Genomic DNA, 21,636 nt, shown 5'->3' on the forward strand with positions numbered 1-21,636 from the left:
CATCCTCACTTGTACTGCGCCGCGGCCTGGCGCTTTTTTTGTAGTCAAGACCGGCCACTGAACACTAAGGCAGTCGCTGCCCGTGGTTGAGGGCATTGGGGGTCAACAAGGGGGCTTTCGAGGCCAGGCGCGTCGACCCGCCCCCTGCCACGGTGTGACGGTTTGTTACATCCGCGGTGCGCCAAATCGACTACTCTTGGGCCAGACACTCACAAAGAAACCGCTCTAGAATGCCCTTCAGCGGGCAGGTTGCCGATCTTGTAGCCGCTGGCGAAGCCTGCAATCCACAAGGCCTATCCGGGTCTGGTTGGGCGACGGCTGCGCCACCGAACGCCGCCTCGCGCAGCGGCTACACATCGTGCGAGACCTGGATTGATCAACACCTGCTTTCAAAGCGTATAACCCATAGAGCGATATCTTGCCTGCACGCCACCTGCCGACGGCGTTGCCCACATCCAGCACGGGGTAGTTTCATGAGCACACAAAACATTCTCAGCACACTGTTTCCTGCCCTCGCCGACATCCCCGAGCCCTACCGCCCGGGCGAACCAATCGAACAACGCGAGTACCTGGTGGAGGGCACCCTGCGCACGTGGAACGGCCCCCTGGCAGCCGTTCGCAGCCCGGTGTACCTGGACGTCGACGGGGTCGACGAACAAGTCATTCTCGGCAGCACCCCGCTGCTCGATGCCGAAACCGCACTCACTGCCCTCGACGCCGCCGTCCGCGCCTATGATCGGGGCCAGGGCAGTTGGCCGACAATGCGCGTGGCCGAGCGGATCCAGCACGTGGAGGCTTTCCTGGGGCGCATGCGCGAACAGCGCACCGCCGTGGTCAAGCTGCTGATGTGGGAAATCGGCAAGAACCTCAAGGACTCGGAAAAAGAGTTCGACCGCACCTGCGACTACATCGTCGACACCATCAATGCCCTCAAGGAACTGGACCGTCGCTCCAGCCGATTTGAGCTGGAACAGGACACCCTCGGCCAGATCCGCCGCGTCCCCCTGGGCGTCGCCCTGTGCATGGGGCCTTACAACTACCCACTCAACGAGACCTTCACCACCCTGATCCCGGCGTTGATCATGGGCAATACCGTGGTGTTCAAGCCCGCCAAGCTGGGGGTACTGCTGATTCGCCCATTGCTCGAAGCCTTCCGCGACAGCTTCCCGGCCGGGGTGATCAACGTGATCTACGGCAGCGGCCGTGAGACCGTCAGCGCGCTGATGGCCAGCGGCAAGATCGATATCTTTGCCTTTATCGGCACCAACAAGGCCGCCAGCGACCTGAAGAAGCTGCACCCCAAACCCCACCGCTTGCGCGCGGCCCTGGGGCTGGATGCCAAGAACCCTGGCATCGTGCTGCCCGAGGTCGACCTGGACAACGCGGTCAACGAAGCCGTCACCGGCTCGCTGTCGTTCAACGGCCAGCGCTGCACCGCGCTGAAAATCCTGTTTGTGCATGAAGAGGTGGTCGATCGCTTCATCGAGAAGTTCAACCACAAGCTCGCCACCCTCAAGCCCGGCATGCCGTGGGAAAACGGCGTGGCACTGACCCCACTGCCGGAGTCGGGCAAGGTCGACTACCTGCACGGCCTGATGGATGACGCCGTACGCAAAGGCGCCAAGGTGATCAACACCCACGGCGGCCAGGCCCGCGGTTCATTCTTCTACCCGGCAGTGCTGTACCCGGTGACCACCGACATGCGCGTCTATCAGGAAGAACAGTTCGGCCCGGTGGTGCCTATCGTGCCTTATCGTGACCTGGATACGGTGATCGACTACGTCCTGGAGTCAGACTTCGGTCAACAGCTGAGCCTGTTCGGCACCAACGCCGCCGAAGTGGGGCGCCTGGTGGACACCTTTGCCAATCAGGTCGGCCGCATTAATATCAACGCCCAGTGCCAGCGTGGCCCGGACACCTTCCCGTTCAACGGCCGGAAGAATTCGGCAGAAGGCACGCTGTCGGTGCACGACGCCTTGCGCACGTTCTCGATTCGCACCCTGGTGGCGACCAAGTTCCAGGAGAGCAACAAAACCTTGATCAGCGACATCATCCGCGGCCGGGAGTCGAGCTTCCTGACAACCGACTACATTTTCTAGCACACGGCTCAAGGACACCCCGGCAACCCGATGACTGCCTTTCGCTCACTGCGCCTGCCACCCGTGTTGCGGCGCCTGCTACGGCCCTTGCTGGACCCGTACCGGCGCTACCGCAACGCCCGGGTGATCCACGCCATCCGGGTATCATTGGGCCTGCTGGCGACCATCCTGCTGACCACGGGGATCAACCTGCCCCATGGCGAGTGGGCATCCGTCACCATGCTGGTGGTGATCGGCGGCCTGCAACACCACGGCAACATCGGTAAAAAAGCCGCCGAGCGCGCCTATGGCACGTTGATCGGGGCCGCCGTGGGGTTGCTGCTGGTGCTGCAGCAGGCCTGGCTTGGCCTGCCGTGGCTGACCTACTTCGGCATGTCGGTGGTCTGCGGCTTCTTCTCCTACCACGCCATCGGCAAGGGCGGTTACACCGCGCTGCTGTCGGCGATCACCGTGTTCATCGTCGCCGGCCATGGCGACAACCCCGTCACCGATGGGCTGTGGCGCACCGTGGATATCCTGATCGGCATCGTCCTGGCCCTGGCGTTTTCCTTCGCCCTGCCGCTGTATGCGGTGTATTCCTGGCGCTACAAACTGGCCGGGGCGCTGCGTGACTGCGCAAGCATCTACAGCCGGATCATCAGCGGGCAGTCGGTGACCGACGACCACTACCTCAAACTCCTCGGGCGCTTGAACGCGGTGATGGTGCAACTGCGCTCGCTGATGCCCTCGGTGTCCAAGGAGGTGCGCATTTCCATCACCGAACTGGACGCCGTGCAACGCAACCTGCGGCTGTGCATCAGCACCCTGGAAATCCTCGCCAACACCCGCCCCGACACCCGCGATGAACAGGCCATGGCGCAGATGCAACTGGCGCTCAAAGCCGAACATCGCGAAATTCGCCGGCTGCTGATCGGCATGGCGCGCGCCCTGCAATCCGGTACCACCCAACGCCTTGAGCGCAACAGCAGCGAGCCGCTGCTGCAAAACGCGATGGAGACGCCGGTGTACAGCGCACTGGACGGTTACCGGTTGTTGACCCGGCAACTGGCAAGCAACCTTAACGAGATGCGCCAGCGCCTGGTCAAGTCGGCCCCCCACTGGAAGATCTGAACAGCACTCAGGACGTCACGGTTTTGCGCGTAGCGCTGCCCCAACCTTGTTGCATGCCGGCAGCCGCCAGCAGAATCGCCGCCACACCGATCCATTGCAGCAGTCCCAGGCGATGACCAAAAGCCAGCCAGTCCACCAGAATCGCCGCGATCGGATAGATGAACGACAGCGCTCCGGTCAATGCGGTCGGCAGCTTCTGGATCGCACCGTACAACAGCACGTACATCACCCCGGTATGGACAATGCCCAGGGTCAGCAGGCTGGCCCAGGCCGTCGACGTTTGGGGCAGCGCCGACCAATTGGCCCAGGGTGCCAGCAACAGCACACCGGTGCAGACCTGGATCAGCGCAATCAAGTGCGGTGGCGTGCCGGTCAGGCGCTTGATGATCAGCGCGGCAAAGGCGTACAGCAGCGCCGCGCCCAAGGCCAGGGCAATCCCCAGTAGGTACTGATCGCCACCCACGCCCTGCTCGCCATGAGCACTGACGATCGCCAGCATCCCGAGAAACGCCAGCCCCAGCCAGGACAGCTTTTGCACGCTGATCTTCTCACCGAGGAACAATGCCGCCAGCCCCACCAGCATGAACGGCTGGACGTTGTACACCGCCGTGCCGATGGCAATCGAAGCCCGCGAGTAGGAGGCAAACAGCAGCACCCAGTTGCCGACAATCGCCACCCCGCTGAGCACGGCCAGCAGGAACGTGGTGCGACTCAAGAGGCCCGGGCGCAGGAAGCCGAACAGCCCGCAAATCAGCAACAGGGTCGCCGCGCCGAACACGCAGCGCCAGAACACTACATCCAGTACCGGCTGGCCGCTGACCAGCACGAACCAGCCAATGGTTCCGGAAATCAGCATGGCGGCGGTCATTTCCAGCGAGCCGCGACGAAGGATGTTGTCCATGATCAGGTTCCTCGTTGTGAGCGCAAAGTATGGCGCTGCGGCACCCGCCACCTCCATGGCCAAATGCAGGCTAAACTACGAATTCACCTTTTTTATCAAGGCAATTCCAGGTTATTGCCTAAGAGGTTTCAGATGACTGACGACATCGATCAACTGCTGATCAGCGCCCTGATGCAGGACTCGCGACGCTCGCTCAAGGCCCTGGCGCAGATCAGCGGCCTGTCTTCCCCCAGCGTTGCCGAGCGCCTGCGCCGCCTCGAAGAGCGCGGCGTGCTCACGGGCTACACCGTCGAAATCGACCCCAAGTGTTTTGGCTACCAGTTGCAGGCCATCGTGCGCATCCGCCCGCTACCGGGCCAGTTGCAGCATGTTGAACGGCAGATCCAGGCCATCCCCGAGTTCACTGAATGTGACAAGGTCACCGGCGACGACTGCTTCATCGCGCGCCTGCACGTGCGCTCGATGGAACAGCTCGACACCCTGCTCGACCGCCTCAACAGCTACGCTGAGACCAACACCGCGATCGTCAAGAAAACCCCGGTCAAGCGCCGCCTGCCGCCGATGGCGTGAGTGTGGTCTGACGCACAACGGCGTACAGTGCAATTTTTCCGGCGAAGGATTGGCGGCATGAAAATTCACGGTGTGCTCCTGGCAGCGATGCTGCTGTCAGGCTGCGGGACGCTACAGACGGTGGTGCGCAGCGACGATGCGGCGGCAGCCAGCCTCAAGGAACAGAAAAGTTACTGCGGCGCCGTACCCCGCATCTACAGCGGAGTGACTTATGACTTCTGCACCCTCTACGCACCGCTGAAGGAAGGCATCGACGCGCAAAAATACGACAACGGCACCATCGTGGTGTTGATCGATGCGCTGATTTCCGGGGTGCTGGACACCGCCCTGCTGCCGTACACCATCTACCGGCAACAGGCCGACGGCAGCATCATCGTCACCGAGTGAAGCCGGGGCGAATGGCAGGCCAAAAAAAACCCGCCGAGGCGGGTTTTTTAGTGTCAAAGGCGTCGATCAGTCATCGCGGCCCATGATGCCGAACAGCTGCAGCAAGCTGACGAACAGGTTGTAGATCGATACATACAGGCTGATGGTCGCCATGATGTAGTTACGCTCGCCGCCATGGATGATGGCGCTGGTCTGGAACAGAATGCAGACCGAGGAAAACAGTACGAAACCAGCGCTGATCGCCAGTTGCAGGCCGCTGATCTGGAAGAACATGCTCGCCAGCACTGCACCCAGCAGGACGAAGAAGCCCGCCGTGATGAAACCACCGAGGAAGCTCATGTCCTTGCGGGTGATCAGCACATAGGCCGACAGGCCGCCGAACACCAGCGCGGTCATGGCAAAGGCCGAGCTGACCACTTCAGCGCCGCCCTGCATGCCCAGGTAACGGTTGAGGATCGGGCCAAGCAGAAAGCCCATGAAGCCGGTCAGGGCAAAAGCCGACACCAGGCCCCAGGCCGAATCACGGAGTTTGTTGGTGAGGAAGAACAGGCCATAGAAGCCGATCAGCACCACAAAGATATTCGGGTAACCGACCCGCATCTGCTGCGCCACGAACGCCATCACACCGCTGAAGGCCAGGGTAAGGGCGAGCAAGCCGTACGTGTTGCGCAGGACGCGGCTAACCTCTAGCTGCTCAGCCTGCACGCTGTTATTAACTGCGTAATCCTGTTCGCGCATGGCGACACTCCTGTAGGTTTGAAACGTTCAGTCGCAAAGATCATAACAGACGCTCTGTAACTAGCTATGCAGAGAGTTTGACAGTGTGTTTCATTCGGGTATTATGGCGCCCGCAAAGCAGTTTGGAAGCGTGGCCGAGTGGTTTAAGGCAACGGTCTTGAAAACCGTCGATGGGCAACTATCCTAGAGTTCGAATCTCTACGCTTCCGCCACATTTATACGACAAAGCCCTGATTATTCAGGGCTTTGTCGTTTCTGCAGCACACGATTCCTGACGCACCCTGTCGCTATCGTTTCCGCGTCTTTATCGGCCATTTCCGCCCCCCTACCCTACGACGGCATCTATCGGCTGCACCAGCGCGTGACGAATACATCCGAGGGTATTTCGACTGACCGCTTCAGCCAGAAACGGTCAGTCACTCAAAACACTTAACAACCACAGATTGCCAAAGTCATCAGAGTCCGAGACTGGCTCACTCGGTCGAAGGGACGGAGGCTTTGCTGCCCAAGCGGATCAGTTCGTTGGAGAAACACAGGCCGACGATGATCAATGCCGCTCCCGCGTACAGGCTTTCGCGCGGTACTTCATTGAGCGCCACAAACGCCAGCAGCGCGGCGAACAGTGGCTCGGTCAGTTCCAGCGCTTGCACTTGGGATGGCTTGAGATACTCGATGGCCTTGGTGGTGCAGAAAAAGCCCAGGATTGTCGGCAGTGTGGCCAGCGCCAGCAGCGCGGCGATCGCCAGCGGCGACAGCTCGCCTATCGCGAAACCATCGGCCGCAGCCGGCATCAGCAGGTACAGGCTGCCAAAGAACAACAATTGCCGGGTGAAGTGCAGCCCTCCCGACACCCCCATACGCTTCATGGCAACCGAAAAGGCCCCATAGCCGCAGCCCGCCACGCAGGCGAGCGCAGCACCTTGCAGGGTGAAGCCCTGCTGCAGGTCGCCGCCGAAGATCACCGAGATCCCAGCGATAGCCAGTGCGGCGCCGACGGTAGCATTCGCGGTGATGGCATCCTTGAGGAAAATGCGCCCCAGAATGATCGAGGAGATTGAGGCACTGGCCATCAGCATCACCACCACACCTGCCGCAGCGTAGTGTCGATAGGCGGACGTTTCGAAATGGAACAGCACAAAGATGCCAAGGAATGCGCAGATAGCCGCTTGAGTCCATTTGATCGACGCCGTCGGGCGTTTGAGAAAAAACAGTAAGACCGAGAGAAGCACGCAACCCAGTACGGTCTTGATGACAGCGACACTGCTGGCGGTGAATCCATTACTCATGAGCACTTTGCTGAGTACACCGATCGTTGCGTTCAGTGCCGCAGCACTGAGTGCAAACATGACGCCTTTGCTGAAAGTAGATTGCATTGTTGACGATCCCTGTCGCTGAATGGTCGTTCGATAGAATGCCGCCCTGCATCGACGGCACAAAGTTTGAGGCTGCTCCCAAGGGAGAAGTCAGAGGGCCTAGCCCTTGGCTATGCAATATGAGTTGACGAACCTTGCCGTGAGTTGCAAAGACTGACGTATATCCGGCTTGGCTATTCCATGCCTATTGGCAAATTGCTCGACCACCGCGGTATCAAAACGAGTGGTCTGGATAAAGTCCAGGGCTTCGGGTTTTGAATTCAAAAACCGCGCAACGGGAGGAATACTCAGCAGCAACTTAAGCAATCGGAGCGAAATATAATGCTTGGGAGACTTTAAGCCCAAAGGTTTTGCCGCCTGTACCAGCAATTCTCGCAAGTTGGGCGTTTGGTCATCCAGCGCCAGCAGTTCCTGGCCCACCATGGCAGGATCAAAAGCACACACCGCCATCAGTTCCACCAGGTAATCCACGGTAACCAGTGGCAACCAGTGCTCGGCGGTACCAGGCACCGCAGTCAGCTTTCCCTGCACAAGGTTGCGTATCAGCTCCACCAGCGGCTGACCGTCAAGGATATGCCCCGTACGGCTGTGGCCACAAACCGTCGCGGGGTGGACAACGGTCATCTCCCCGCCCTTGGTAAACATCACCTCCAGGGTCGCAAAATGCGCCTCCAGCTTGCTCCCCTCGTAACCACCGACACGTCGATAGACAGCAGGCCAATTCGTCAGCTCCGGATAACGAGGATCAATTCCGATGCGCTGCAGATGTTCATGATTTTTCAGCATGTAGCCGCCGATCATCACTAGCCGGCTCTTTTGCTCAGCCGCCAACAGCGCCACGCGCTTTGCCCCTTCCACATTCACCGCACGAGCATGCTCCACTGAAAGCCCCCATGCGAAGTGGGCACCCAGGTGGAACATGACTCTGGCGCGCCTCAGCACTTCTCGGTCAGCAAGACTCAGCCCCAGATTGTCCCGTTCCAGATCGCCAGCTACGGCAAATACCCGGGCTGCGCAGCCTCCCAAGTTGTCGACTTGCTCGCGCAGTGCAGCCAGTCGATCCGGGCGCCGCATCAACACCCGAACGGTGTGACCTTTTGCACTCAGGTGCGCCACCAAATGTTGACCGATAAAGCCGGTACCCCCCGTGACAAAGCACTCCACGCTCATTTCCCTGTTCCTTGTTTAAGGTGAGAAACCAAGCGTAAACTATCGACCCAACTCTACAGTCAAGCGGTGTTTTCATGAAAATCGGCGAACTCGAAGCCCGCAGCGGCGCCAGCCGCCATACGCTGCGTTACTACGAACAAATCGGCCTGATCTCACCGCTGCGGCAAACGAACAACTATCGCGTTTACACCACGCAAACGCTGCAGGACCTGGACTTTATCCAGCGCGCGCAAAGCATGGGGTTCTCCCTGGGGGAAATAGGCGAGATTCTGGATGCGCAGCGCAACAAGCTGATCGATTGTGCTGAAGGGGCCAAGCTAATTGAAAGGAAGATGGCAGAAATCAAACAGAAAATCGCCAGCTTCCAAAGCATCTATCAGTACCTGGATCAAGAGCGTGCAAACCTCGAAGCCAGTGCTGCCAAGCAACTTGAACTTCAGCAACTAAGCAACTCTTGCACCTGAACTGTCAGCTTCTGGAAAACGCTGGCTGCATTCAGCCGGTCATGACTGACCGGACCAGGTTGATGTAGACATCTGGCGCGGTGGATACTTGCAGTTCTCGCTGCATCACATCACGACAAGGAATTCAGATGACCGACATTCACGATGAGTTCGAGCGAAGCAAGTACTTCAATCGTTCGAGGATCGACAGGCGCTCAGTCTGACGCACTCGTTGGCTTGGCAGCAGGACTCGCCGCAGACGGTGTCGTGTCGACCGCCGAAGGGCTGTTCCTCAGGGATTGGCTGGAGACGAATCTGGCCCACCTGGATGATCCGGTCATCAACCTGCTTTATTCACGCCTCTCCAATATGCTCTTGGACGGGGTGCTGGATGCAGACGAATCCCTTGAGCTTATCGGTCTGCTCCAAGGGTTTTCTGGCCTGAGCACCGAAAAACCCAAGGCTGGCGATCACACCTTCACCCCGCCCAATGACCTCCCCTTCAATCACCCTGAACCCGCTATCACCTGGGATGGCAGTTTGTTTGTGTTCACTGGAATCATGGCCTATGGACCTCGCAAAGACTGTCAGGTCCTGGTGGAGGAACGTGGTGGCATCATTGGCGGCGGGGTCAGCAAGAACATTCATTACCTGGTGGTGGGCAGCATTGGCAATGACCAATGGCGCCACAGCACCTATGGAACAAAGATAATCAAAGCGGTCGAACTCAGAGAGGCCGGCGCCCCTATCGCCATCATCGGTGAGCAGCAATGGCAACGCGCCCTTTTTGGTTGAGTTGATGAGCTGGAGAGTCCGCCGCGCTCTGCTGCAACACGATGCCCAGCAAGGGTTACTGAATGCCAAACAAACCGCCGGAAAACAAAGTGACCGCCACCGCTGCCGACATTGAACGATCTATCCAGGCCCTGAACAAAATGGCCGAACGGCTTTGGGGAGACGGCAGGGAGGCCGAGGCCAAAGCCCTTCTGGATGCATTGGACGCACTGAACCGGGCCCTGGATCGAATACGGATCGGCGAAAGTCGCAGGGTACTTCATTGAGACCGCCACAGACTCAGTGCCAGTGCCGCCCCACGCGCCATGACCCAAAACGGCCTTGGATAAGCACTTCCTCGATGAATCTCGTTCTTGAAATGCCCAAGACAGCCCTTAAGCTAATAACTAAAAAGTATTTATTTGTAATTTTTTAGATCATTTACATTCGACCTATGAGCGGCGCGATGCTGCCCACACCGACCTTCTACTCATAGGCCCGACCATGCAACTACTCACGCTGCCGCCCTCTCCTGCCCTGGCCACCTCCATACGCGCCACCGCGCAAGTGTTCGAAGACCCCAAATCCCAGGCGCTACTGGCGCACCTGCAACAAGTCGCCCCCAGCGATGCCAGCGTGTTGATCATCGGCGAGACCGGGACCGGCAAGGAACTGGTAGCCCGTCACCTGCACAACCTCAGCGCCCGGCGCAACAAGCCGTTCATCGCGGTCAACTGCGGCGCGTTCTCCGAAAACCTGGTGGAAGCCGAACTGTTCGGCCATGAAAAAGGCGCCTTCACCGGCGCGCTCAGCGCCAAGGCCGGCTGGTTCGAGGAGGCCAACGGCGGCACCCTGTTCCTCGACGAAATCGGCGATTTGCCGCTGCCGATCCAGGTCAAGTTGCTGCGGGTGCTGCAGGAGCGTGAAGTGGTGCGCCTGGGCTCTCGTAAAAGCATCCCGATCGATGTGCGGGTGCTGGCGGCGACCAACGTGCAGCTGGAAAAAGCCATCAACGCCGGGCACTTTCGCGAGGACCTGTACTACCGGCTGAACGTGGTCAGCCTGCAGCTGAGCCCATTGCGCGAGCGACCCGGGGACATCCTGCCGCTGATCCGTCACTTCATCGCCGAGTACAGCCGCCGCCTGGGTTACGGCGACGTGGCGCTGGACAACGCGGCCGAGCAGAAACTGGTGAGCTACGCCTGGCCGGGTAACATCCGCGAACTGGAAAACGTCATTCACCACACCCTGCTGATCTGCCGCAACCACCTGATCCGGGTCCACGACCTGCACCTGTCCAACCTGCGTATCGAGCGCCAGGACGCCAGCAACAGCGCCGTCGACGACAGCGCCGACGCCTTGTTGGAGCAAGCCTTCCAGCGCCTGTTCGCGGAAGAAAGCGGCGCCCTTCATGAGCGCGTCGAGCACGCGTTGCTGCGCGCAGCCTATCGCTTCAGCCACTACAACCAGGTGCACACCGCGAGCCTGCTGGGGCTGAGTCGCAACATCACCCGGGCGATGCTGATCAAGGTCGGCGAGCTGGTGGTCAACAAGCGCCGCCCAACCCGGGATGGACAGGCGGTGAACGTCGCCAACCTGTCGATCTGAGCACGGCCACCACGCTCATTCGGGCAAGACAATGCCGGCGCTTGTGTCCTTTACGCCAGCGCCGGGGATTTGGCCGCGAGCGCCTCGCGCTCCAACTCACGCACCAGCGGCAACACCTTGCGACCGAAATACTCCACCTCTTCGTGAAAGTGCAGGAAACCACTGAGCACCAGGTCCACGCCCACGGCCTTGAGGGCGACAATGCGCTCGGCAATCTGCTGCGGCGTACCGATCAGGTTGGTCTTGAAGCCATCGTTGTACTGCACCAGGTCTTCGAAGGTCGACTTGGCCCAGTTGCCCTCGCCTTCGGGGCTGGAGGCCCCCGCGTTCTTCGCCTCGCCACCAAACCCGTTGACCGCTTCCGGATCGGCCTTGGCGATGATCTCCTGCAATACCGCGTGCGCCTGCGCTTCGGTTTCACGGGCGATGACAAAAGCATTCACGCCGATTTTCACCGAATGGCCATTGATCGCCGCCTTGGCGCGGATATCGTCGACCTGGGCCTTGATCCCTTCCACCGTGTTGCCATTGGTGAAGTACCAGTCGGAGACACGCGAAGCCATGTCCCGCGCCGCGCGCGAACTGCCGCCCTGGAAAATTTCCGGGTGCGGTTGCTGCAGCGGTTTGGGGTTGAGTGTGTAGTGGTGGAAGCGGTAGAAATCACCGTGAAAACTGAAGTTGTCCTGGGTCCAGATACCCTTCAGTGCCTGGATGAATTCTTCGGAACGACGATAGCGCTCATCATGATCCAACCACGGCTCGCCAATCGCGCGGAACTCGCCCTTGAACCAGCCGGAGACAATATTGACCGCCACCCGGCCATTCGTGAACTGGTCGATGGTCGCCAGCTGTTTGGCCGCCAACACCGGACTCCAGGGACCCGGCAGAATCGCGGCGATGACCTTGAGCTTTTCGGTGGCGGCCAACAGCGCGTGGCTGATGGTCACCGACTCGTGCTGGTTTTGCGCGCCATAACCGGCGGTGAAGCGGATCTGCGACAAGGCGTATTCGAAGCCGGCCCGTTCGGCGATCTGCGCCAGCTTGCGGTTGTAGTCGATATCCCAACTGGTGCGCTGTTCGATCTTGCTGACCACCAGTCCGCCGCTGACGTTGGGCACCCAATAGGCAAACTTGATGTTGTCCTGGCTCATTGCATGTACTCCTGCTGGCAGAGGCCACCGTGGCACCTGTCACAGGCCTGGAGCAGCAACCGTGCCACTTCAATAAATCATTAATAATCAATGAGTTATTGATTTACTCAAATAATCCAAGTGTCGCCCGGCGCACAGGCTGTTGATCAACTGTTGCCTGCGCAACACCGGCGTGCGAGCCCTTTTTCCGCGACGCGCCCTGGCCGCTGTTGCCGGACGGTCAGCACTTCAACAAGTTGCTCGCCAGGCGACAGCCGTGTGCAGCACACATCCCGGCGCGAGCCCCGGGATTACGGGGTTTTGCGCACCAGGCACGACCTGTGCACTGGCAGCAGCACGCAACAGCCGCACTGCGCTGTCGCGTCTCTCGCCTTCGATTAAGGAACTGCCCCCATGACTATCCAGCAGCAGCACCTGCCCCTTGCCAGTGGCGCCGACTACCCAGCCCTGGCCGAGCGCTTCCGACCCATCTTCGCGCGCATCGCTGCCGGCGCCCTGCAACGCGAGCACAGTCGCAGCCTGCCGTACGAACCCGTGCAATGGCTCAAGGAAGCCGGCTTTGGCGCCGTGCGCGTACCGCTGCAGTACGGTGGCGCAGGCGCGACCTTGCCGCAATTGTTCGAACTGCTGATCGAACTGGCCACCGCCGACTCCAACCTGCCCCAGGCCTTGCGCGGACACTTCGCGTTTGTCGAAGACCGGCTCAACGCCCAGGCCGACGCGCCACAAGACCTCTGGTTCCAGCGTTTCGTCCAGGGTGAACTGGTAGGCAACGCCTGGACCGAAGTCGGCAGCGTGAAGATCGGCGAGGTCGGCACCCGCGTCTCGCGCCTGGGCGAACAGTGGGTGGTCAATGGCACCAAGTACTACAGCACCGGCAGTATCTTTGCCGACTGGATCGACCTCTACGCCCAGCGCGATGACAACGGTGCCGACGTGATCGCCGCCGTGCGTGTGCAACAGCCAGGCATCAGCCAGAGCGACGATTGGGATGGTTTCGGCCAGCGCACCACCGGCAGCGGCACCTCGGTGTTCGTCAACGCCGTGGTGGAGCCCGAGAACCTCCTGGACTTCAGCACCCGCTTCAAATACCAGACGGCCTTCTATCAACTGGTGCTGCTGGCGGTCCAGACCGGTGCCGGACGCGCCGCGGTGCTCGACATCAGTGAAGAAGTGCGCACCCGCAAACGCGTCTTCAGTACTGGCAATGCCAGCCACGTCAGTCAGGACGTCCAAGTGCAGCAAGTGCTGGGCAAGGCCTCGGCGCAGGTCTACGCCGCCCACGCCACCACCCTGCGCGCGGCGACGGCGTTGCAGTTGGCGTACGAAAGCCGCTTCGCCCAGGACCCGGTCGCCGAGCGCACAGCCAACATCGCCGCCGAACTGGAATCGGCCCAGGCCCAAGTGGTGATCGCCGACCTGGTATTGCGCGCCACCAGCGACCTGTTCAACGCCCTCAGCGCCTCGGCCACCAGCACCACCAAGGCCTTCGACCGACACTGGCGCAACGCGCGCACCGCCGCCTCGCACAATCCGCTGATCTACAAGGAGCGGATCATCGGCGACTGGGAAATCAATGGCACCGAACCGCCATACGTCTGGCAGATCGGCGCCGGGCCAAAGTGAAGCGGGGCTGACAGCGCAGGTGGGTGGACGCCCGGGTCGAGGCTGGCCCTGGAATTGCAGTGACTGTCATCGTTATGACCCACTGCCCGGTCAAGATCGGGCAGTGGGTCTGCTTCGGGCAGCGAGTATCCGACGGGCAGGTGAACGATGGATGGGCATTTTGTTCAGCACGAAGGTATGGCGGCCTTCATCGCAGCGTTAAACCCCAAAGGCGAGGTGCCTGCCGGCTATCAGAGCCAGTCGCTGCGACCGCTCAACGTCGCGCCAGCCAAGTGCGCGCAGGTCCTGCACGGATGCGAGGACGGGCTTCATATTGATGCCGTGCGCTGGGGTTGGGCACCTTTTGGGGCACGGGGCAAGCAACCTGATTCCATGCAAATGCCGGTGGAAACCGTTTCAACGCAGACTGATTTCAGGTTGCTCTGGCCCAACGGCCGAGCTGTAGTGCCTAGCGATGGCTGGTACGAGTGGGTGGATGATGCGCACGCGCCCCATACCCCTCACCTGTACTTCATGCGCCTGCGCAGTCGTCAGCCGATGTTTTTTGCCGCATTGGCCCACGTACAGCGTGGCGTCGCACCGCGCCAGGGAGGCGGCTTTGTGATCCTGACCACCGCCGATGATACGCGCATCACCCGCCTTCACCGGCGCAGGCCACTGGTGCTGGCGCCCAACCATGCCAACGAATGGCTCGACCCCATGCTCTCGCCCCGGCGCGCCGAAGAGATCGCCAGGCACCACAGCCTGCCTTGTGCAGATTTCGAGTGGTTCAAGGTCAACCTGGCCCTGGACAACACCGCCAGCCAATTGCCTCGCTCCGCTTGAACAACCCGGCGTCAGGCCCGGGGTCGGCGTTTTTCATACCGCACATCCTGGGCATCCACCCTGGCCACCACCGTCCAGCCCAGGCGCTGATAAAAGCCATTGGCACGGATTTCCTGGCGGCCATCGGTCACCAGGAAAATCCGCTCATGTGCCTGGAACAGCTCGGCTTCGGCGGCGGCCATCAACAGGCGCCCCAGGCCTCTGTTCTCAAAGGCCGGGCGCACGAACATGGCAAACACCTCGCCTTCGTCCCGGTCAATCATGGAAAACGCCACCGGCCGCTCATCGACTTCCGCGATCCACACACAAGGGCCCTCGTTGATCGCTGATCTCAACACCTGTGGGGTGATGCCCAGCGCGTCCATCTGCTCCCGGCTCAGGTGGTTCTGCGTCACTGAGGTGCGAATCTCGAACAGGCTTTCGACATCCTCCACCGTGGCCATTCGCGTGCGCACACTCATCAACTCATCTCCTGAAGATCGTGCGCCATTGTAGAAAAGCGCCAGGGGCCTGATAAACAGATTGATTGTTGGAGATCTGTAACCCGGTCCAGAACTCTGCGCTCCCCCTTGGACTAAGCTCAAAGCTCCAGCGGAGGGCTCTCCAATGTGCGGAAGACTTTCACAGTACCGAGGCATTCACGACTTTGTCGCGGCCCTCGGCATGCCCAACGCCCTGGTCAATACCCTGGGCGACGATGCTCTGGCGCAGTACAACGTCGCGCCCACCACCCAGGTCGCCCTGATTCACCTCGAGGGGGAAACCCTGCACGCCGATCGGGTGCGCTGGGGATGGCGCCCCCATTGGTCCACCGACCACGCCTTGCCGATCAACGCGCGGGTCGAAAAAGTGGCCCACGGCTCGTTCTTCCGGGCGATCTGGCCGCATCGCGCCATCACCCCCATCGACAACTGGTTCGAGTGGGTCTACGAAGGCGGCCCGACTAAACAGCCCTACCTGATACGCCGCCGCGACCGGGCGCCGATCCTTTGCGCTGCCATTGGCCAATACCCGGCCGGTGGGCGCGATCCGCGAGCCGATGACGGCTTTGTGATCATCACCGCCGACAGCGTCGGCGGCCTGGTCGATCTGCATGACCGACGCCCCCTGGTGCTGTCGCCGGAACTGGCCCGGGAATGGCTCAACCTGGGGATGCCCAAGGAACGTGCCGAGCAAATGGTGCTGCACGAAGCGGAGCCAGCCGAGACCTTTGAATGGTTCAAGGTCGACAGTGCCGTTGGCAACGTGCGCAACCACCATCCGGGGTTGATCACACCCATCGGCAAAGTCCTCAGGGGCGGCGATGAAAAGGGCAATGGCTGACCCGCCAGCGCCTGGCAAGTGATGGGTTTCTCGACTAGCCTGTGCGCGGTGCCCTTCTCGTGAACCCTCTTGGCTGGGAGATGAAGATGAACCCGATTCAACAGGCCGAGCGGACCTATCGCACTTGGTCCAACCCGATTCTGCTTGAACTCAAGGAACGCCAGCATCAACTGGCTCCCACCGACCGTCAGGCCCTGCAGAACGTGCTTCTAGAGCGCCGACTGCTCGACACCGGCAACCCGACCGGCCCTGACCGGCGAAAATCATGAGGGTGCAATAGCTGGCTGGTTCGCGATGGACGCCAGCACGCCGCGTGGAGAGAACACGCCTGTGGGATGCTTGAGCTCCATCGCGAACCAGTGGGTGCCTAACGGTTAGTGGTCGGTGCCGTGCGGGGCTTGTAGCCCGGCAGCGAGGCCGCGAATGCCAGCGCCTCTTCCCGGGTGGCAAAGGTGCCGATCCGGTCACGTTGCGTGCAGACCCGCCAGGGGCCGCTGTTGACGCTCACCAGTTCATAACCGTTCATGTGCATTTTGCTCAGCATGGGAATACTCATAGCCACCTCCATTGAAGTCGACAAGCCCGCACTCAACTTACACCCGCAGCTTCTCGTCGTGGCCACCCGCGGGTGAACGGTCGAGAGGCCAACGCACGAGCCATACCGCTTTGAAAGGGCCAGCCCGCCAAGGTGCCGGCCAGCGGACGAACGGCCAGCTACATGACAAATTCTTCACCCCGCCCGCCCGGCGCGCCCCTTATAGTCAGCGCGCACATCCAAGGAACATTCAGCCCGCACACCCCATGCGGGCTTTTTTTTGCGCTCGACACGTCCCTGCGACTTTCCCCTACCCCGCCACACAAGCTAGGCTGCGTCTGCATCCCCTTCCCCCCGACACAAGGACGTCGACCATGCCCGTGCGCATCGAATTCACCCAAGACCCGCAACCTGCAGAACGCCAGGCCATTCTCGACCCGCTGCGCGCCCACAACATTGCCCATGCCGGTGACGGCCACTATCAGGAAATCGCCTTGCTGGTTCGCGATGAACACAGCGAAGCAATCCTTGGTGGGCTCTACGGGAAAATGTTCTACCAATGGCTGTTCATCGACCTGCTGTCCGTGCAGGAACAGCTACGGGGCCAGGGTATTGGCGCCCGGCTGATGCACATGGCCGAGGAACTGGCGCGGGAGAAAGGCTGCATTGGCATGTACCTCGACACCTTCGAATTCCAGGCACCGGGCTTCTACCGCTCGCTGGGCTTCACCGAAGTCGGGCAGATTGTCGACTACCCGCTGGGGAGCAAGCGCTACTTCTTCCAGAAGCGCCTGATCGACTGAGCCTCGTGGTGAGCTTGCTCGCGATGGCGGTGTCTCAGGCGCCATAAATGCTGGCTGTGCCGGCCTCATCGCTGCATAGGTATCTATACAACTGTGTTGCGACGTTGCAGCTGTGGGCCGCTACAAAGTTGCGTAGATACCCATGCTCATCGCTGGCAAGCCATGCTCCTACAATGGCAAGCCGCTCAATGCCCGCTCGCTTCGGGTCCAGCCTTCGCCGAGAACGGTGGTTTAGCCAGCCATACCAACAGGATCAAGCCGACAAAACCCCAGCCCAGCAGCGTGAAATAGTCCACGGTGGACAGCATGTAGGCTTGGCTGGTCAGGACCTGGTCAAGTTGGGCATAAGCCGCGTTGCCCGCGCCCCCCAGGGTATTGAGGGCGTCCCGGGTGGCCGGGTCGAAAGTGCTCAGGTGTTCGCTCAGGTAAGCGTGATGCTGATCGGCGCGGCGGATCCAGATCCAGGTGGTCAGGGAGGCCGCGAAGCTGCCGCCCAGGGTCCGCAGGAAGGTGGCGAGCCCGGCACCATCGGCGATCTGCTGGGGTGGCAGGTCCGACATCAGGATGCTTAGGGTCGGCATGAAGAACAGCGCCACACCAATGCCCATGAACAGTTGCACCAGCGCCACGTGCTGGAAGTCCACCTCATTGGTAAACCCGGCGCGCATGAAGCAGCTCAGGCCAATCGCGAGGAACGCCAGCCCGGCCAGCAGACGCAGGTCGAACTTGTGCGCGTACTTGCCGACAAATGGCGACATCAGCACCGGCAGGATACCGATCGGTGCCACCGCCAGGCCGGCCCAGGTCGCGGTATAGCCCATCTGAGTCTGCAGCCACTGCGGCAGGATCAGGTTGATGCCAAAGAACCCGGCATAACCCAAGACCAGAACAAGGGTGCCAATGCGAAAGTTGCGATGGGCAAACAGCCGCAGATTGACCACCGGGTGCTGGTCTGTCATTTCCCAGATCACGAACACCGCCAGGGCAATCACCGAAATGGCCGCGCCAATCAGGATGAAATTCGACTCGAACCAGTCCAGGTCATTGCCCTTGTCGAGGATGATCTGCAATGCCCCCACGCCGACGATCAGGCTGATCAACCCCACGTAGTCCATCGGCTGGTGACTGGTGACCACAGGACGGGCCTTGAGCTGCTGACGGACCACCGTCACCGCGAAGACCCCGATGGGCACGTTGATGAAAAAGATCCAGGGCCAGCTGTAGCTGTCGGTGATCCAGCCCCCGAGGATCGGCCCGGCAATCGGCGCCACCACCGTGACCATCGCCAGCAACGCCAGGGCCATGCCGCGCCTGGCCGGCGGATAGACCGCGATCAGCAGCGTCTGGGTCATCGGGTACAGCGGACCGGCTACCAGCCCTTGCAATACACGAAAGCCGATCAACTCCGGCATCGAGGTGGAAATACCGCACAGGAACGAGGCCAGCACAAACAGGATGGTCGCCCACAGGAACAACTTGACCTCGCCAAAGCGCCGGCTCAGCCAGCCGGTCAGCGGCAAGGCAATCGCGTTGCTCACGGCAAACGAGGTAATCACCCAGGTGCCCTGCTCCGAGCTCACCCCCAGGTTGCCGGAAATAGTCGGCAACGCCACGTTGGCGATGGTGGTATCGAGCACCTGCATGAAGGTCGCCAGTGACAGGCCAATGGTGGCGAGCAGCAGGCTGGGCGGGCTGAAAGACGCGTTATTGCTCATCGCGAATCCTTTGAATCGAGGCAGGTGCTGCGCCCTTGGGGCGGCGCAGCGGTCGGATGGGCGAAATCAGCGCTGCGCGGTTTTGCTCGCCACTGAACTGTTGTCATGGATCAGGCGGCTGATCAGCGCGTCGGCGTCGGTCAACTGACGGTCGTAGATGGAGGTACTGAACGAAGCCTTTTGCGGTGGCTGCTGCGCCAGCACCGGGCCGCTCTGGTCGCGCAGGTCGACCTTGACCAGAGTCGACAGGCCGACGCGCAACGGATGTTCGGCCAGTTGTTCGGCGTTGATGTGGATACGCACCGGCACCCGCTGCACGATCTTGATCCAGTTACCGGTGGCGTTCTGCGCCGGCAGCAAGGCAAACGCGCTGCCGGTGCCCGCACCGAGGCTGTCGATGGTGCCGCTGAACTTCACATCGCTGCCATACAGGTCGGCTTCGATGTCCACCGTTTGGCCGATGCGCATGTCGCGTAGCTGGGTTTCCTTGAAATTGGCGTCGATCCACAACTGGTCGAGGGGGATCACCGCCATCAAGGCCGTGCCCGGCTGCACCCGTTGTCCCAGTTGCACGGTGCGCTTGGCCACGTAGCCGGTGACCGGGGCGATCAGGGTGCTGCGGGCCTTCGTCAGGTAGGCCTGGCGCAATTGCGCGGCAGCCGCCTGCACGTCCGGATGGGAGGACACCACGGTGTCGTCCACCAGCGCGCTGCTGGTCTGTAATTGTTGCTGGGCATTGGCCAGGGCGTTTTGCGCCGAGGTCAGGTCATCCCGGGCATGGGACAGTTCTTCCTGGGAAATCGCCCCGCCGGCGGCCAGACTCTTGCGTCGGTTGTAGTTTTCCTGGGCCTTCTGAACTTCCGCCTTCTGCGCATTGACCTGGGCCTTCATGCCATCGACATTGCTGTACAAGCCACGTACCTGGCGCACCGTGCGCGCCAGGTTGGCCTGGGCACTTTGCAGGCCGACTTCGGCGTCGTTGGGGTCGAAGTTGACGAGCACCTGACCTTCATGGACCAGGTCGCCATCGTCCGCGCCAATGCTGATCACGGTGCCGGTGACCAGCGGGGTAATTGCCACCACGTTGCCGTTCACATAGGCGTCATCAGTGCTTTCGTTCCAGCGCCCGTAGAGGTGGTGCCAGCCCCAGACGCCGAGGCAGCCCATGACCACCAGCAGTGTCAGCACCAGCAGCATGAACTTGCGTTTGCCGGGGTTGCCCGTGTCTGGGGCGGTTTCAGGAATCGGAGTGTTCTGCACGTTGGCCATGACGAGTACCTTGAATTATTGATTTCGCGTGGCAGGCGCCGGAGATGGGCCGGCCGCAGCCAGGGTTTCGCCCTGAAAGCCGCCACCCAGGGCCTGCATCAGTTGAATCGACAGATCGATCTGTTCGGCATTGAGGTTCGCCAACTGACGTTGGGCGCCGAGCAGTACGGCAGGCAGCACCAGGCCCAGGCGAGCACCCAGGGTTTTATGGCTCACGTGTCACCTAAGCGCAGCACGGTGATGGGATCACCGGCGGCCAGCAAAATTTTCTTGAGGATGGCTTCCAGGGTCTGCAACTCCTCGGCGTCAAGGGCGCCGGCCAACTGATTCATCGCGTTGACGCCAATGCCCGGCAACTGGTCGGCCAGCACCTGGCCTTCCTCGGTCAGGGCCAGGCGCACCAGGCGCCGGTCGTCTGCGCAGCGTTGGCGGGCCAGCAGGCCTTTGTGCTCCAGACGGTCGAGCATGCGGGTCATCGAGCCGCTGTCCAGGGACAGGTGGCGGCACAGCTCGGCCGGGGTGTCGACGCCGTATTGGGCCATGATGATCAACACCTTGAACTGCGCGGCAGTGATGCCGTGGGGTTCCATGTGGGTGTCGATGATCCGGTCCTTGAGCAAGGCGGCGCGCCCCAGCAGTAGACCGAGGTGGCAATTGCGAAAGTTTTCCGGGGAGAAATGCTTCATCTGACGACCTATTGGCTGCCTAGGCAGTGAATATGTGTCGAGATATTACTGCCTAGGCAGTGAATGTCAAATTAAATCGTTAGCAAGCTTTGCAATTTATAAAACAGGCAATCGCCAGACCACTATCGCGAGCAAACGAAGCGCCGCCCGGCTCTCCCACAGGGAATGCGACACCAGAAAAAGCCAGGCCTACTTTGGATTTTGATCCACCTGCACCGTCGGCAGGATCAGTGAAGGTTTAAATAAGGGAAATCGGTGCGTTGAAGGGCGGCGAGGACTGCGTCCTCGAACGCAGCCTCGCGGGCTCGACAGCTGCTACGGGGGATTGGGGGATTGCCGAGATCTGTGGTTTGGCGGAGATCGTCATCGCGGGCAAGCCCGCTCCCACAATAGAGATATCCCACAGAGATATCCCAGCCAAGAAAAGCAGGTCGGCCGATAGGCCGCCTCGTCCGCTCTTAGCACTCAGGCCGACTCACAGGTCGCCGTGCTCTGGCTTTTGATCTTGATCCACCTGCCCCTTCGGCAGG

The 21,636-nt window shown here is 60.9% G+C and carries 22 protein-coding genes, 1 tRNA gene and 2 pseudogenes; 14 read left to right on the plus strand and 11 right to left on the minus strand.

Features of this window, described 5'->3' with window-relative positions:
- The first annotated feature begins 473 nt into the window (after window positions 1–473).
- Both Q1W70_RS00695 and Q1W70_RS00700 read left to right on the plus strand, forming a co-directional pair.
- Window positions 474–2,099 carry an NADP-dependent glyceraldehyde-3-phosphate dehydrogenase gene (locus tag Q1W70_RS00695; RefSeq protein ID WP_185818317.1) on the plus strand — a complete coding sequence of 542 codons (1,626 nt, stop codon included), beginning with the start codon at window positions 474–476 and terminating at the stop codon, window positions 2,097–2,099.
- Between the two features lie 30 nt (window positions 2,100–2,129).
- On the plus strand, window positions 2,130–3,209 hold the full coding sequence (locus Q1W70_RS00700; protein ID WP_178117414.1) for an FUSC family protein: 1,080 nt from the start codon (window positions 2,130–2,132) through the stop codon (window positions 3,207–3,209).
- Between the two features lie 7 nt (window positions 3,210–3,216).
- Here Q1W70_RS00700 and Q1W70_RS00705 read toward each other — a convergent pair whose 3' ends face one another.
- The gene (locus tag Q1W70_RS00705) at window positions 3,217–4,110 is read right to left on the minus strand and encodes a DMT family transporter (protein WP_302098512.1); all 894 of its coding nucleotides are present in this window, start codon (window positions 4,108–4,110) and stop codon (window positions 3,217–3,219) included.
- Between the two features lie 132 nt (window positions 4,111–4,242).
- On the opposite strand from Q1W70_RS00705, the gene Q1W70_RS00710 reads away from it, so the two are divergent.
- Window positions 4,243–4,680, plus strand: a complete 438-nt coding sequence (locus Q1W70_RS00710; protein WP_166591944.1) for an Lrp/AsnC family transcriptional regulator — start codon at window positions 4,243–4,245, stop codon at window positions 4,678–4,680.
- Between the two features lie 57 nt (window positions 4,681–4,737).
- Complete coding sequence (locus Q1W70_RS00715) at window positions 4,738–5,067, plus strand: YceK/YidQ family lipoprotein (RefSeq protein WP_166591943.1); 330 nt, start codon at window positions 4,738–4,740, stop codon at window positions 5,065–5,067.
- A 66-nt stretch (window positions 5,068–5,133) separates the two neighbouring features.
- Here Q1W70_RS00715 and Q1W70_RS00720 read toward each other — a convergent pair whose 3' ends face one another.
- A complete protein-coding gene (locus Q1W70_RS00720) occupies window positions 5,134–5,805 on the minus strand; it encodes a Bax inhibitor-1/YccA family protein (protein ID WP_166591942.1) in 672 nt (223 codons plus the stop codon).
- 124 nt (window positions 5,806–5,929) lie between these two features.
- Between Q1W70_RS00720 and Q1W70_RS00725 the strand changes: the two genes are divergently transcribed.
- A tRNA-Ser gene (locus Q1W70_RS00725) sits at window positions 5,930–6,017 on the plus strand.
- A 261-nt stretch (window positions 6,018–6,278) separates the two neighbouring features.
- Here the strand turns inward: Q1W70_RS00725 and Q1W70_RS00730 are convergent.
- Window positions 6,279–7,178 carry a DMT family transporter gene (locus tag Q1W70_RS00730; protein WP_185818314.1) on the minus strand — a complete coding sequence of 300 codons (900 nt, stop codon included), beginning with the start codon at window positions 7,176–7,178 and terminating at the stop codon, window positions 6,279–6,281.
- A 99-nt stretch (window positions 7,179–7,277) separates the two neighbouring features.
- Complete coding sequence (locus Q1W70_RS00735) at window positions 7,278–8,348, minus strand: SDR family oxidoreductase (protein WP_166591940.1); 1,071 nt, start codon at window positions 8,346–8,348, stop codon at window positions 7,278–7,280.
- Between the two features lie 74 nt (window positions 8,349–8,422).
- On the opposite strand from Q1W70_RS00735, the gene Q1W70_RS00740 reads away from it, so the two are divergent.
- From Q1W70_RS00740 to Q1W70_RS00755, 4 genes and pseudogenes are all read left to right on the plus strand, one after another.
- Entirely contained in the window at window positions 8,423–8,812 is a 390-nt protein-coding gene (locus Q1W70_RS00740; protein ID WP_166591939.1) for a MerR family transcriptional regulator, read from the plus strand.
- Between the two features lie 128 nt (window positions 8,813–8,940).
- A pseudogene (locus Q1W70_RS00745) lies at window positions 8,941–9,586 on the plus strand (BRCT domain-containing protein).
- Between the two features lie 62 nt (window positions 9,587–9,648).
- The gene (locus tag Q1W70_RS00750) at window positions 9,649–9,852 is read left to right on the plus strand and encodes a hypothetical protein (protein WP_166591937.1); all 204 of its coding nucleotides are present in this window, start codon (window positions 9,649–9,651) and stop codon (window positions 9,850–9,852) included.
- Window positions 9,853–10,069: 217 nt separating this feature from the next.
- Complete coding sequence (locus tag Q1W70_RS00755; protein ID WP_302098513.1) at window positions 10,070–11,173, plus strand: sigma-54 interaction domain-containing protein; 1,104 nt, start codon at window positions 10,070–10,072, stop codon at window positions 11,171–11,173.
- Between the two features lie 50 nt (window positions 11,174–11,223).
- Here the strand turns inward: Q1W70_RS00755 and sfnG are convergent, their stop codons facing one another.
- Complete coding sequence (gene sfnG / locus Q1W70_RS00760; protein ID WP_166591935.1) at window positions 11,224–12,324, minus strand: dimethylsulfone monooxygenase SfnG; 1,101 nt, start codon at window positions 12,322–12,324, stop codon at window positions 11,224–11,226.
- Between the two features lie 393 nt (window positions 12,325–12,717).
- Between sfnG and Q1W70_RS00765 the strand changes: the two genes are divergently transcribed.
- Both Q1W70_RS00765 and Q1W70_RS00770 read left to right on the plus strand, forming a co-directional pair.
- Complete coding sequence (locus Q1W70_RS00765) at window positions 12,718–13,950, plus strand: acyl-CoA dehydrogenase family protein (protein WP_185818311.1); 1,233 nt, start codon at window positions 12,718–12,720, stop codon at window positions 13,948–13,950.
- Window positions 13,951–14,127: 177 nt separating this feature from the next.
- The gene (locus tag Q1W70_RS00770) at window positions 14,128–14,775 is read left to right on the plus strand and encodes an SOS response-associated peptidase family protein (protein ID WP_302098921.1); all 648 of its coding nucleotides are present in this window, start codon (window positions 14,128–14,130) and stop codon (window positions 14,773–14,775) included.
- A gap of 11 nt (window positions 14,776–14,786) precedes the next feature.
- Here the strand turns inward: Q1W70_RS00770 and Q1W70_RS00775 are convergent, their stop codons facing one another.
- Window positions 14,787–15,236, minus strand: a complete 450-nt coding sequence (locus Q1W70_RS00775; protein WP_182344110.1) for a GNAT family N-acetyltransferase — start codon at window positions 15,234–15,236, stop codon at window positions 14,787–14,789.
- 145 nt (window positions 15,237–15,381) lie between these two features.
- On the opposite strand from Q1W70_RS00775, the gene Q1W70_RS00780 reads away from it, so the two are divergent.
- The gene (locus tag Q1W70_RS00780; RefSeq protein WP_166591931.1) at window positions 15,382–16,098 is read left to right on the plus strand and encodes an SOS response-associated peptidase family protein; all 717 of its coding nucleotides are present in this window, start codon (window positions 15,382–15,384) and stop codon (window positions 16,096–16,098) included.
- Between the two features lie 86 nt (window positions 16,099–16,184).
- Window positions 16,185–16,367 carry a hypothetical protein gene (locus Q1W70_RS00785; protein WP_371927890.1) on the plus strand — a complete coding sequence of 61 codons (183 nt, stop codon included), beginning with the start codon at window positions 16,185–16,187 and terminating at the stop codon, window positions 16,365–16,367.
- A 98-nt stretch (window positions 16,368–16,465) separates the two neighbouring features.
- Here the strand turns inward: Q1W70_RS00785 and Q1W70_RS00790 are convergent, their stop codons facing one another.
- Complete coding sequence (locus Q1W70_RS00790; protein ID WP_166591930.1) at window positions 16,466–16,654, minus strand: SPOR domain-containing protein; 189 nt, start codon at window positions 16,652–16,654, stop codon at window positions 16,466–16,468.
- Window positions 16,655–17,007: 353 nt separating this feature from the next.
- Here Q1W70_RS00790 and Q1W70_RS00795 point away from each other — a divergent pair, with 353 nt between their 5' ends.
- On the plus strand, window positions 17,008–17,436 hold the full coding sequence (locus Q1W70_RS00795; protein WP_166591929.1) for a GNAT family N-acetyltransferase: 429 nt from the start codon (window positions 17,008–17,010) through the stop codon (window positions 17,434–17,436).
- Between the two features lie 185 nt (window positions 17,437–17,621).
- On the opposite strand, the gene Q1W70_RS00800 is transcribed toward Q1W70_RS00795, so the two are convergent.
- The 4 genes and pseudogenes from Q1W70_RS00800 to Q1W70_RS00815 all read right to left on the minus strand — a co-directional run bounded on the left by Q1W70_RS00800 (window position 17,622) and on the right by Q1W70_RS00815 (window position 21,106).
- Entirely contained in the window at window positions 17,622–19,151 is a 1,530-nt protein-coding gene (locus Q1W70_RS00800) for a DHA2 family efflux MFS transporter permease subunit (protein ID WP_185818309.1), read from the minus strand.
- A 66-nt stretch (window positions 19,152–19,217) separates the two neighbouring features.
- Window positions 19,218–20,420 (minus strand): HlyD family secretion protein, encoded by a 1,203-nt coding sequence (locus Q1W70_RS00805; protein WP_185818308.1) that lies wholly within the window; start codon window positions 20,418–20,420, stop codon window positions 19,218–19,220.
- A gap of 15 nt (window positions 20,421–20,435) precedes the next feature.
- A pseudogene (locus Q1W70_RS00810) lies at window positions 20,436–20,585 on the minus strand (hypothetical protein); the annotation flags it as partial.
- A 47-nt stretch (window positions 20,586–20,632) separates the two neighbouring features.
- Window positions 20,633–21,106, minus strand: a complete 474-nt coding sequence (locus tag Q1W70_RS00815; protein WP_166591926.1) for a MarR family winged helix-turn-helix transcriptional regulator — start codon at window positions 21,104–21,106, stop codon at window positions 20,633–20,635.
- Window positions 21,107–21,636 lie beyond the last annotated feature (530 nt).

Source organism: Pseudomonas kielensis, assembly GCF_030505375.1.
Lineage (GTDB): Bacteria > Pseudomonadota > Gammaproteobacteria > Pseudomonadales > Pseudomonadaceae > Aquipseudomonas > Aquipseudomonas kielensis.

Excerpts from the sequence above, each read along its gene's own strand:
- Q1W70_RS00695 (WP_185818317.1), top strand. The coding sequence starts at position 474 with ATGAGCACACAAAACATTCTCAGCACACTGTTTCCTGCCCTCGCCGAC.
- Q1W70_RS00700 (WP_178117414.1), top strand. The coding sequence starts at position 2,130 with ATGACTGCCTTTCGCTCACTGCGCCTGCCACCCGTGTTGCGGCGCCTG.
- Q1W70_RS00705 (WP_302098512.1), bottom strand. The coding sequence starts at position 4,110 with ATGGACAACATCCTTCGTCGCGGCTCGCTGGAAATGACCGCCGCCATG.
- Q1W70_RS00710 (WP_166591944.1), top strand. The coding sequence starts at position 4,243 with ATGACTGACGACATCGATCAACTGCTGATCAGCGCCCTGATGCAGGAC.
- Q1W70_RS00715 (WP_166591943.1), top strand. The coding sequence starts at position 4,738 with ATGAAAATTCACGGTGTGCTCCTGGCAGCGATGCTGCTGTCAGGCTGC.
- Q1W70_RS00720 (WP_166591942.1), bottom strand. The coding sequence starts at position 5,805 with ATGCGCGAACAGGATTACGCAGTTAATAACAGCGTGCAGGCTGAGCAG.
- Q1W70_RS00730 (WP_185818314.1), bottom strand. The coding sequence starts at position 7,178 with ATGCAATCTACTTTCAGCAAAGGCGTCATGTTTGCACTCAGTGCTGCG.
- Q1W70_RS00735 (WP_166591940.1), bottom strand. The coding sequence starts at position 8,348 with ATGAGCGTGGAGTGCTTTGTCACGGGGGGTACCGGCTTTATCGGTCAA.
- Q1W70_RS00740 (WP_166591939.1), top strand. The coding sequence starts at position 8,423 with ATGAAAATCGGCGAACTCGAAGCCCGCAGCGGCGCCAGCCGCCATACG.
- Q1W70_RS00750 (WP_166591937.1), top strand. The coding sequence starts at position 9,649 with ATGCCAAACAAACCGCCGGAAAACAAAGTGACCGCCACCGCTGCCGAC.
- Q1W70_RS00755 (WP_302098513.1), top strand. The coding sequence starts at position 10,070 with ATGCAACTACTCACGCTGCCGCCCTCTCCTGCCCTGGCCACCTCCATA.
- sfnG (WP_166591935.1), bottom strand. The coding sequence starts at position 12,324 with ATGAGCCAGGACAACATCAAGTTTGCCTATTGGGTGCCCAACGTCAGC.
- Q1W70_RS00765 (WP_185818311.1), top strand. The coding sequence starts at position 12,718 with ATGACTATCCAGCAGCAGCACCTGCCCCTTGCCAGTGGCGCCGACTAC.
- Q1W70_RS00770 (WP_302098921.1), top strand. The coding sequence starts at position 14,128 with ATGGCGGCCTTCATCGCAGCGTTAAACCCCAAAGGCGAGGTGCCTGCC.
- Q1W70_RS00775 (WP_182344110.1), bottom strand. The coding sequence starts at position 15,236 with ATGAGTGTGCGCACGCGAATGGCCACGGTGGAGGATGTCGAAAGCCTG.
- Q1W70_RS00780 (WP_166591931.1), top strand. The coding sequence starts at position 15,382 with ATGTGCGGAAGACTTTCACAGTACCGAGGCATTCACGACTTTGTCGCG.
- Q1W70_RS00785 (WP_371927890.1), top strand. The coding sequence starts at position 16,185 with ATGAACCCGATTCAACAGGCCGAGCGGACCTATCGCACTTGGTCCAAC.
- Q1W70_RS00790 (WP_166591930.1), bottom strand. The coding sequence starts at position 16,654 with ATGAGTATTCCCATGCTGAGCAAAATGCACATGAACGGTTATGAACTG.
- Q1W70_RS00795 (WP_166591929.1), top strand. The coding sequence starts at position 17,008 with ATGCCCGTGCGCATCGAATTCACCCAAGACCCGCAACCTGCAGAACGC.
- Q1W70_RS00800 (WP_185818309.1), bottom strand. The coding sequence starts at position 19,151 with ATGAGCAATAACGCGTCTTTCAGCCCGCCCAGCCTGCTGCTCGCCACC.
- Q1W70_RS00805 (WP_185818308.1), bottom strand. The coding sequence starts at position 20,420 with ATGGCCAACGTGCAGAACACTCCGATTCCTGAAACCGCCCCAGACACG.
- Q1W70_RS00815 (WP_166591926.1), bottom strand. The coding sequence starts at position 21,106 with ATGAAGCATTTCTCCCCGGAAAACTTTCGCAATTGCCACCTCGGTCTA.